Source organism: Nocardioides stalactiti (assembly GCF_014180715.1).
Classification (GTDB): domain Bacteria; phylum Actinomycetota; class Actinomycetes; order Propionibacteriales; family Nocardioidaceae; genus Nocardioides; species Nocardioides stalactiti.
Genome location: NZ_JACEFC010000130.1, coordinates 1 through 10746 on the forward strand (window position 1 = coordinate 1; position 10746 = coordinate 10746).

General features: G+C 71.6%; 7 protein-coding genes. 2 read left to right on the plus strand and 5 right to left on the minus strand.

Annotated features, from left to right (window positions below):
- The 3 genes from H0487_RS19395 to mfd all read right to left on the minus strand — a co-directional run.
- Positions 1–538 (minus strand): nucleoside triphosphate pyrophosphohydrolase (locus tag H0487_RS19395; RefSeq protein ID WP_183095877.1); only part of this gene is annotated, 538 nt, incomplete at its 3' end.
- A 20-nt stretch (positions 539–558) separates the two neighbouring features.
- The gene (locus tag H0487_RS19400; RefSeq protein ID WP_183095878.1) at positions 559–1221 is read right to left on the minus strand and encodes a hypothetical protein; all 663 of its coding nucleotides are present in this window, start codon (positions 1219–1221) and stop codon (positions 559–561) included.
- Between the two features lie 38 nt (positions 1222–1259).
- Positions 1260–4832 carry a transcription-repair coupling factor gene (gene mfd / locus H0487_RS19405; RefSeq protein WP_220793598.1) on the minus strand — a complete coding sequence of 1191 codons (3573 nt, stop codon included), beginning with the start codon at positions 4830–4832 and terminating at the stop codon, positions 1260–1262.
- Between the two features lie 44 nt (positions 4833–4876).
- Between mfd and H0487_RS19410 the strand changes: the two genes are divergently transcribed.
- Positions 4877–8728 (plus strand): choice-of-anchor D domain-containing protein, encoded by a 3852-nt coding sequence (locus H0487_RS19410; RefSeq protein ID WP_183095880.1) that lies wholly within the window; start codon positions 4877–4879, stop codon positions 8726–8728.
- Positions 8729–8773: 45 nt separating this feature from the next.
- Here the strand turns inward: H0487_RS19410 and H0487_RS19415 are convergent, their stop codons facing one another.
- Positions 8774–9550 carry a siderophore-interacting protein gene (locus H0487_RS19415; RefSeq protein ID WP_312856025.1) on the minus strand — a complete coding sequence of 259 codons (777 nt, stop codon included), beginning with the start codon at positions 9548–9550 and terminating at the stop codon, positions 8774–8776.
- A gap of 23 nt (positions 9551–9573) precedes the next feature.
- Positions 9574–10347 (minus strand): isoprenyl transferase, encoded by a 774-nt coding sequence (locus H0487_RS19420; RefSeq protein WP_183095881.1) that lies wholly within the window; start codon positions 10345–10347, stop codon positions 9574–9576.
- 149 nt (positions 10348–10496) lie between these two features.
- On the opposite strand from H0487_RS19420, the gene H0487_RS19425 reads away from it, so the two are divergent.
- Positions 10497–10746: DUF2510 domain-containing protein (locus H0487_RS19425; RefSeq protein WP_183095882.1), on the plus strand; the 250-nt coding region annotated here is incomplete at its 3' end.

The following is a 10746-nucleotide window of genomic DNA, read 5'->3' on the forward strand; positions in this document are numbered from 1 at the left end:
GGCGGTCGCCGACGTCGTCGCTCGCCGTCGGTGAGGCCGGCCGGCCGTCGCTCTCCAGGCGGCCGAGCACCTTGTCGGCGTAGAGGAGGGCCGGCAGCCCGGGCGGCAGTCCGTCGGTGAGCGAGGTCCGGCCCTTCTCCTGGGCCTTGACCGCCTCCCATGCCTCGGTCACCGACGCCGCGTCGACGGGCGCGCGACCGGCCTCGGGGCCGTAGACGTGGGGGTTGCGCCGCACCATCTTGGCGGTGATGTCGCGCGCGACGTCGTCGAGGTCGAACTCGCCGCGCTGCTCGGCGATGACCGCGTGGAACACCACCTGGAGCAGCAGGTCACCGAGCTCCTCGCGCAGGTGCGCCCAGTCGCCGGTGGCATCGCCGTCGTCGATCGCCTCGAGGGTCTCGTGCGTCTCCTCGAGCAGGTAGCGCGCCAGGGACCGGTGGGTCTGCTCCTGTTTCCAGGGGCACTCGGCGCGCAGCCGGCGCATGACGGCGACGAACTCCGCGACGGCCTCGTCGGGGACGTCCGCAGGTGTCGCCATCGTGGTCAGAGCCGGTCGGCTCAGCCCATCGGGATCGGCGGCTGGACCGCCGGGTCGGCCTTCTTGCCGCACACCTGGTCGTCGGGCAGCGCCGCGACCACCTCGGGCGAGGGAGCCTCGGCGTCGGACGCCGCCTCGTCGCTGACCGGCACCGAGAGCTGGCTCTGCGTCAGCGTGACGTCCCCCAGCTCGATGTCGAAGCGCGGGTTGATCGCGATGTCGTAGTCGGCGGGGTCCGGCGCGCTCTCGCCGGCGAGCTCCTGCTCGACGGCGGAGGAGTAGACGAACGCGTCGACGTAGGCGCGCAGGGGATCCTGGTCGTCCTCGTCGACGTCGTCCCACCCGGCCGCCAGCTCGAGACCGGCGTCGGGCGCGGAGACCTCGAGGTCGTTGTCCGCAGCGAACTCGGCGGTGACCAGTGCCCCGACCCACGCCTGCAGGATCTGTGCCTGGGCGAACTCACGGCTCGTCGGTGCTGCCTGGGAGTCGGCGGCCTGCAGGGTGCAGAGCCCGTCGGTGACGGAGGTGAGGTCGTCGAGCGAGATCTCGACGTCCTCGACCTGGGCGGCGACACCCGGGCGCGGTCCGTCGGCGCCGATGACGTTGTCCGAGCAGCCGGTGACGGCAAGGGCGAGGCCTGTCGTCACCGCCACGGTCGTCAGGGTCCGTCCGACCTTCTTCACGCTCACTCCCTCGTTCACACGGGCTCGCTCACACGGGCTCAATCCGTCGGGTCGATCACTGCGTCGATCACGACGCGTGCCCATTCAAGCAGGGCGATTCCCTCGAGCGGCGTACCGGTCGCCCCCGGGGTCCCCGGCCGCGGGACGAGGATCGATTCGAGCTGCGTCTTGATGATCGACTTCGGATACATCCGGAGCAGCCGCACCTGCTTGGAGTCGGGCAGCGCGACCGGGGCGAACCGCATGTTCTTGCCGAGGACGGTGATCTCCTTCAGCCCCGCCTGACGCGCCCGCGCCCGGAACCGGGCGACCAGCATCAGCGCGACCACCGGCATCGGCGGCTCGCCGTAGCGGTCGTCGAGCTCCTCGCTGATCTCGTCGACGTCGGCGTCGGTGCGCACCTCGGAGAGCCGCTTGTACATCTCGAGCCGGAGCCGCTCGCTCGGGATGTAGTCGTGCGGCAGGTGGGCGTCGACGGGCAGCTCGATCCGGACCTCGTCGAGCTGGTCGGACCCGCCTCCGTCGTCGCGGAAGTCGCGGACCGCCTCGCCGACCAGGCGGACGTAGAGGTCGAAGCCGACGTCGGCGATGTGGCCGGACTGCTCGCCGCCGAGCAGGTTGCCGGCGCCGCGGATCTCGAGGTCCTTCATCGCGATCGCCATGCCGCCGCCGAGGTCGGAGTGCTGGGCCAGGGTCGCGAGCCGCTCGTGGGCGGTCTCGGTCAGCGGCTTCTCGGTCGGGTAGAGGAAGTAGGCGTAGGCCCGCTCCCGGCTGCGGCCGACCCGGCCACGGAGCTGGTGGAGCTGGCTGAGACCGAGGGTGTCGGACCGCTCGATGATCATCGTGTTGGCGTTGGAGACGTCGAGTCCCGACTCGACGATCGTGGTGCAGACGAGCACGTCGAAGCGCTTCTCCCAGAAGTCGAGCATCACCTGCTCGAGCTGGTGCTCCCCCATCTGGCCGTGCGCCGTCGCCACCCGCGCCTCGGGGACGAGCTCGCGGATCCGGGCCGCGGCCTTCTCGATCGACTGCACCCGGTTGTGGATGTAGAAGACCTGACCGTCACGCAGCAGCTCACGTCGTACGGCGGCGACCACCTGGCGGTCCTCGTAGCCGCCCACGTAGGTGAGGACCGGGTGCCGCTCCTCCGGGGGCGTGGTGATCGTCGACATCTCGCGGATGCCGGTGATCGCCATCTCGAGCGTGCGCGGGATCGGCGTCGCGCTCATCGACAGGACGTCGACGCTGGTCCGGAGCCGCTTCATCTGCTCCTTGTGCTCGACACCGAAGCGCTGCTCCTCGTCGACGATGATGAGGCCGAGGTCCTTGAAGCGGGTGTCGGGGCTGAGCAGCCGGTGCGTGCCGACGACGACGTCGACGGTGCCGTCGGCCAGACCGGCGAGCACCTCGGCCGCTTCCTTGTCGGTCTGGAAGCGGCTCAGGCCCTTGAGCAGGACGGGGAAGCCGCTCATCCGCTCCGAGAACGTCGACAGGTGCTGGGTGACCAGCAGCGTGGTCGGCACCAGGACGGCGACCTGCTTGCCGTCCTGGACCGCCTTGAACGCCGCCCGGACCGCGATCTCGGTCTTGCCGTAGCCGACGTCGCCGCAGACCAGCCGGTCCATCGGCACGGTCCGCTCCATGTCAGCCTTGACCTCGTCGACCGTGCTCAGCTGGTCGGGGGTCTCGTGGAACGGGAAGGCGTCCTCGAGCTCGCGCTGCCAGGGGCTGTCGGGGCCGAACGCGTGGCCCTTGGTCGCCTGGCGGGCGGCGTAGAGCTTGATCAGCTCGGCGGCGATCTCACGGACCGCCTTGCGGGCCCGGTTCTTGCGCTTGGTCCAGTCGCCGCCGCCGAGCCGGTCCAGGCTCGGCTGCTCACCGCCGACGTAGCGGGTCACCTGGTCGAGAGTGTCCGCCGGCACCATCAGCTGGTCCGGGGGACCACCGCGCTTGCTGGCGCCGTACTCGAGGATGAGGTACTCGCGGGTGACGCCCTTGATCTCGCGCTGCCGCATCTCGCGGAAGCGGCCGACGCCGTGCTGCTCGTGGACCACGTAGTCGCCGGGCTTGAGCTCGAGCGGGTCGATCTGACGCTTGCGGCGCACCGGCATCGCCCGCATGTCACGGGTCGAGGCCTTCTGGCCGACGATGTCCTCGCCGGTCAGCAGGATCAAGCGGCACCCGTCGACCGCGTCCATGGCGAGGCCGTGCGCGAGGTTGCCACAGGTGAGGGTGACCACCGCGGGGTCGGGGCGGGTCCCCGCCGGCAGGTCGTCGACGAGCCGGGCCGGGACGTCGCGCTCGCCCAGCGCCTCGACCATGCGCTGCGCCGGACCGTGGCCGGCGTGCACGACGACGACCGTGTGGCCCTCGGCCCGCCAGCGCGCGATGTCGGTGAACGCCTTCTCCACGTCGCCGCGGTAGGGGTCGGCCGCACGCGCCGCGATGCCGTGTCCGTCGCCGCCCTCCTCGTCGATGCCGAACGGGGAGAACGTCCACCAGGACTGGTCGAGGCCCAGGGCGTGCTGGCGTACGTCGCCGAGCTCGCGGTAGGAGGCTGCCTGCAGGTCGACGGGTGCCTGGCCGCCGCCGGCCGCGGCCGCCCAGGACGCGCCGAGGAACTCCTCGCTCGTCGCCACCAGGTCGTGGGCGCGGGAGCGGGCGCGCTCGGGATCGAGGACGAGGACCTGGGTCGCCTCGGGCATCAGGTCGACGAGCAGCTCCAGCTCGTCGACGAGCGCGGGGATCAGCGCCTCCATGCCCTCCACGGCGATGCCCTGGGCGAGCTTGTCGGTGATCTCGCGCAGCTCCGGATGGGCCTTGCCGAGCTCCTCGGCGCGTGCCCGCACGTCGTCGGTGAGCAGCAGCTCGCGGCACGGTGGGGCCCAGAGCCGCTCCTGGGTCGCAATGGTGCGCTGGTCGGCGACGGCGAAGGAGCGGATCTCCTCGATGTCGTCGCCCCAGAACTCCACCCGCAGCGGGTGCTCCTCGGTCGGCGGGAAGACGTCGACGATGCCGCCGCGGACGGCGAACTCGCCGCGCTTCTCGACCAGGTCGACCCGGGAGTACGCCGCCCCGACCAGGCCCGCCACCACCTCGTCGAGGACCGCCGACTCCCCCACCACGAGCTCGACCGGGGCGAGGTCGCCGAGGCCCTTGACCTGCGGCTGGAGCACCGAGCGGACCGGCGTGACGACGACCCGGAGCGGGCCCGTGCCCGCGCTGGCGCCCGGGTGGCACAGGCGGCGGAGGACCGCGAGCCGGCGGCCGACGGTGTCGCTGCGCGGGCTCAGGCGCTCGTGCGGGAGCGTCTCCCAGCACGGGTAGTAGCCGATCGTCTCGGGGTCGAGGAGGTCGCCGAGCTCGGCGACCAGCTGCTCGGCCTCACGGGTGGTGGCGGTGACCGCGAGCACCGGCCGGCCGGCGCGGGCGAGCCCCGCGACGAGGAACGGACGCAGCGTCTCCGGACCGGTCAGCTCGTGAGCGCGGAGCCGCCCGTCCGCCGCGTCGGAGAGAGCATCGGCGAGGGCCGGATCGGTGAGGACGAGGTCAGCGAGTCCGGCGAGGTTCACGTGGGGAGAGGCTACCGGGCACCGCCGACCGCCGATCATCCGATCGCCCCCACGGAACCCGTCTGTGGCCTAGGTTCGGACCCATGCGTGCTCGCCCCGCTCCCGCGGTAGCCCGACTGGTCTCCTTGCTCCTGCTCGTCGCCGGCGCGCAAGCGCTCGCGCCGCCGCGGGCGGACGCGGCAGCGGAGGTCTCGTTGTCGACCTCCGCGCTGACGTTCGGCCCCGCGACGCCCGGGCCGACCTCGGAGACCAAGAACGTCACGGTCACCAACACCGGCACCGAGTCCGTCGTCGTCGGCTCGCCGGCGATCAGCGGTGCCGACAAGGCGTACTTCTGGGCCAACCAGACGTGCGGCGGCGGGGTCAGCGGCACCAAGACCCTCGCCCCGGGTCAGGCCTGCGCGATCGGCGTCACCTTCACCGCACCGGTGGTCGGTGCGCGGACCGGCACGCTGTCCATCCCGAACACCGCCGGCGACGCGCTCACCGTGGCCTTGTCGGCGACCACGCTGATGCCCGACATCGACATCACGGCACCCAGCGCCTTCGCGGCCACGGCGGTCGGCGACACGTCGGTCAAGGTCGTCACCGTCTCCAGCACCGGCGACCTCCCGCTCGAGGTCGGGCACGCGACCGTGTCCGGCGCCAACGCCAACCAGTTCGCGGTCATCTCGGACGACTGCACGCTCGCGTCCCCGGTACCCGACGGCGACACCTGCACCGTCACCGTGCGCTTCCGGCCGACCAGCGCCGGCACCAAGTCGGCGACCCTGAGCGTCCCGAGCAACGCGGGCGCCGCGGCGACGGTCCCGCTCAGCGGCCCGACCGGGGATCCGTTCCTCTCCCCCTCCCCCGGAGGCTTCGTCTTCCCGGGCACCCCCGTCGGGGGCTATCTGTCCGGCACGGTCACCGTGTCCAACACCGGTCCCGGCGCCATCGACTACACCAGCGCGGCGCTCTCCGGCACCCATGCCAACCAGTACGCCGTCGACGACTCCTGCCTGCTCTCGGACCGGATCGCTGCGACCCCGTGCGCGGTGAAGGTCTTCTTCCGCCCGACCTCGTCCGGCTCGAAGACAGCCACCCTCACGCTGTCGGCGGTCGGCCAGCCGGACCGGACGATCTCGTTGGCCGGGCTCGGCGCTGCCGTCGTCCGGTCGCTCGAGGCGACGCCCTCGAGCCTGGGCTTCGGCTCGGTCCCGACCCAGACGACGAGCGGGTCGCAGCTGCTGACCATCACCAACACCGGGAACGTGCCCCAGTTCGTGTCCCAGGAGACCTTCGGGATCGCCCCGTCGACGGACTTCACCGTCGATTACAGCTGCCCGGTCGCCCTGGCCCCAGGAGACGAGTGCTCTGCCCGCGTCCTGTTCCGACCGACCGTGACCGGTGCACGGTCGGCGAACCTGACCGTCATCGGCCTCGGGACCACGACCGTCGTACCGCTCAACGGCACTGGGACCGCCGCGGCGCCCAACTTCACGCTCAGCCCGGCGTCGGGGCTCCGGCAGTTCGGGTCGATCGCCGTCGGCGCGACGACCGGCACCTTCAGCCAGACGATCACCAACAACACCGGTGCTCCAATCACGATCTCCTCGCCCACGGTGACCGGCCCGTCGGCCTCGCAGTTCCAGATCACGGGAACCACCTGCACCCCCGGAACCCCGATGCTGACCTCGTCAGCGTGCACCATCGGGGTCCGCTTCGCCCCGACCTCGATGGGCCTCAAGGCGGGCACCCTCACGATCCCGTCCTCGGTGGCGGGTCCGCCCGTCACGTTCGCGCTCACCGGCATCGCGACCCAGGGCTATCCGTTCCCCGGGCCCATCGCTCCGATCGACTACGGCTCCTCCCCGGTGGGCGTCTCCACCGCCGGCCAGACCATCACCGTGGTCAACAACGGCAACGGTTCGATGGACATGAGCGCACCGACGATCACCGGGTCCGACGCCGGTCACTTCACGATCACCGGCAGCACCTGCACCGGCGCGACCGTCGCCAAGAACGGTTCCTGCAACGCGTCCGTGGCGTTCAGCCCGTCCACCCGCGGCGCGAAGTCCGCGACGCTCCGCTTCACGACGGCCGCGGGCATCCAGTCGACCGTCTCCCTCCTCGGCACCGGCCGAGCGGCGGTCGCGAACGTCGACACCGGCGCCCTGGCCTTCGGCTCCGAACCCGTGGGCGACCCGTCGGCGCCGTTGACGGCCACGGTCACCAACACCGGCGACGCGAGCCTGTCCCTCGACGCCCCGACGCTGACCGGCACCGGCGCCAGCCAATTCCAGGTCACGGAGAACGAGTGCGCCGGCACCGTGGTCGCACCGGGTGACGACTGCCGGATCACGCTCGCGTTCGACCCCACCACTCGAGGCGCGAAGACGGCGACCCTCAACCTGCCGAACGACGCCGGTGCAGCACTGACCGTCAGTCTGTCCGGCACCGGGACCGAGGCGATCTCGTCGGTCAACCCGACGTCGCGCAGCTTCGGCTCGCAGGCCGTCGGCACCCCGACCGCGACGTTCCCCTTCACGGTGACCAACACCGGCCAGGACCCGCTCCGGCTCACCGACGTGGCGTTCGCCGGCGCCGACCCCGGCGCCTTCGACCTCACCGGCAGTACCTGCCACGGCGCCACCCTCGCGTTCAACGCCACGTGCACGGTCTCGGTCCGGTTCAACCCCTCGTCCGCGGGCTCGAAGTCGGCGACCTTCCGGCTCGGGCACAACGGGGCGACGGCGCCCACCGTGATCACGCTCTCCGGCACTGGTCTCGCACCCGTCGCGACGCCGTCCAGCTCCGCCGTCGACTTCGGCGAGGTCGACCAGGGCGACGACAGCGAACCCCGCACCCTCTCGCTGGCCAACACCGGGACCGCACCGCTCCTCGTCGACGGCTTCGACGTGCTCGGCGCCGACGCGGCGTCGTTCAGCGTCGGCGACGACGACTGCACGGGCGCCTCCGTCGCTCCCGGCAACGCGTGCACGTTCTCCGTGACGTTCGCCGCCGGCGACAGCGGTACGGCGAACGCCACCCTGGAGATCGTCCACAACGCCGAGAGCTCTCCGACGCTGATCCCGATGACCGGCGTCAGCCTGGCGACCTCCGACCTGAAGGTGCTCGGCATCGGCTCGCTCTACACCGGCCACGACCGCACGGTCACCCGCACGGTGAAGACCAGCGGCACCCTGATGAAGTACAAGCTGGGCGTGGTCAACGAGTCCGGTGCACCGCAGACCTACAAGATCCGGCTCACCCGCAGCGGCGCCGTCGGCGCCCGGACGGTCTGGTCGACCGGGGTCGGGGCCAAGGAGCTCACCATCGACGGCGTCGGCAATTTCATCACCCCGGTGGTGCAGCCGGGCAAGACCGGCACCTTCGAGCTGCGGGTCACGCCGACCGCTCCCGGCCAGGTCACGACCGTCGTGGACGTCGACCTGCTGACGCCGGACGGCTTCCACGTCGAGGGCATCTCGACGGAGACCAACACCGCCGCACCCCTCAACGGCACCAGCGGGTTCGAGCTGTTCGCCGGGCAGGGCTCCCAGCCGCTCGTCGGCGGACCCGTGAACGGCCAGACGGCGACCTCACCGGCGCTCAACGTCGGCCAGTCGACGTCGTTCAAGGTCCGGCTGAAGAACAACAGCACGACCGCACGCCAGATCGGTCTCAGGCTGACCCCGACCCCAGGCTGCGCCGGGTCCTTCACCGTCACGGTCAAGGCCGGCACCGCCGTCATCACGACCGCCGCCCTCGCCGGGACCTACCTGACGCCCTCGCTCGGCGCGACCAAGTACAAGGACATCACCGTGAGCATCAAGCGCACCGCCGTCGGGTGCGGCGCGATGCGGATCCGCGCCGACTCCCTCGACAGTGGCGCGACCGTGCGGACGTCGTACCTGATCACCAACGCCTCCTACAACGCGGTGACCGACTGACCAGCAGCGCCGCCCGCTGATCGACGGGACAGCGGGAGATCGCGGTCAGCCCGCTTCGGCGGCCGCGAGCTCCCGCTTCCAGGCCCGGAACTCCTCGTCGACGAGGCCGCGCTTCCAGTACCCGGAGATCGAGCCGGCGCGGACGTCGACGCCCTGGCCGGCCAGGTAGGGACGGATCTCCTGCATGACGGCCTGGGCCTCGCCGTGGATGAAGATGTCGACGCGGCCCGGGCGCCAGGCGAGAGCCTGGACCGCGGCGCTGAGGCCCGAGTCGGCCTCGTTCCGGAAGAGCCACCGGACGTCGATCCCGCGCGGCGCCGGCAGCGGCAGCTGCTCGGCCGCCGTACCGACCTGGACGACGGCGTGGCCCACCGCGTCGTCCGGCAGCGCCGCGAGCGCCTGGCGGATCGCGGGAAGGGCGGCGTCGTCGCCGGCGAAGAGGTACCAGTCGGCTTCGGGGTCCGGCGCGTAGCCCGAGCCGGGGCCCTGGACGGTGATGGTGGCACCGGGCGCGACGTCGCGTGCCCAGAGCATCGCGAACCCGCTGCCGTGGAGCGCGAAGTCGATCGCGAACCGGCCGGCGGCGACGTCCAGCTCGAGGACGGTGTAGCTGCGGACCGCGGCCCGCTCCCCCTCCGCCATCGTCGCCAGGTTCGGCGAGCCGTCGGGGGTGAAGAGCAGCTTCACGTAGCGGTCGGTGTCGTCGAAGCCCTCGAAGGCCGCGAGGTCGCCCTCGAACCACACCCGCAGCATCGCCGGCCCCAACCGGTCGGTGTCGGTCACGGTCACGAGGGTGGTCGGCTTCGCGGGCTTGGTGCTCACCCCGCGAGGCTACTGGTCCTGCTTCAGGCCCCGAACCGGCGCTCTCGCAACGCATAGGCACGGATCGCGCGGAGGAAGTCGACGCGCCGGAAGTCCGGCCAGTAGGCCTCGCAGAAGTAGAACTCCGACTTCGCGCTCTGCCACAGCAGGAAGCCGCCGAGCCGCTGCTCCCCTGACGTCCGGATCACAAGGTCGGGGTCGGGCTGGCCCTTGGTGTAGAGGTGGTCGGCGATGTGCTCGACGTCGATGATGCCGGCGAGCTCCTCCAACGAGGTGCCCTTGGCGGCGTGCTCCTGGAGCAGCGAGCGGACGGCGTCGGCGATCTCGCGGCGGCCGCCGTAGCCGACGGCGACGTTGACGATGAGGCCGTCGATGTCGGAGGTCCGCTCGGCAGCCGACTTGAGCCGCGCGGCCGTGTGGTCGGGCAGCAGGTCGAGCGCGCCGACCGGGTTGAGCCGCCACCGGCGCTGGTCGGCGAGGCTGTCGACGGCGTCCTCGATGATCTCCAGGAGCTGGGTGAGCTCGGCGGCCGGCCGGTTGAGGTTGTCGGTCGAGAGCAGCCACAAGGTGACTACCTCGATGCCGATCTCCTCGCACCAGGTCAGCAACGGCTCGATGTTGGCGGCGCCGGCACGATGTCCGTGGGCGGTGTCGCGGCCGACGGCCTTGGCCCACCGCCGGTTGCCGTCGAGCATGACCCCGACGTGCTTGGGGAGGCTGTCGGGCATCTTGCGCAGGACGCGGTTCTCGTAGGCGGGGTAGAGCACCCGGCGCACGCCCCGCTTCCAGTCGACCACGCCCCGATCGTAACCATCCCCGATGTTCGGGACGGCAGGGATGCGGGTAGTTCTTCCACGGCAGTTGGGGGGACTGACACGATGTGCCTGTGAGGGACCCCGACCGAGGGGACGACCCCCGCCCGGACCTGACCGAGAGGAACCGATCGATGACCGCCGCAGCCTGGCACCCGGACCCGACTGGACGACACGAGCTCCGCTACTGGGACGGCACCCAGTGGACCGAGCACGTCTCCGACGCCGGGGTGCAGTCGACGAACCCTGTGGCCGCTCCGGAGGAGCCGGCCGCCCAGACGACCACCGATGCGACCGCAGGGTCCGGCACGTCGTCGTGGGACATGGGGTCGAACGACGCGACCGCGGTCACCGACCGTCCCGACGGATCCATGGACGAGTCGC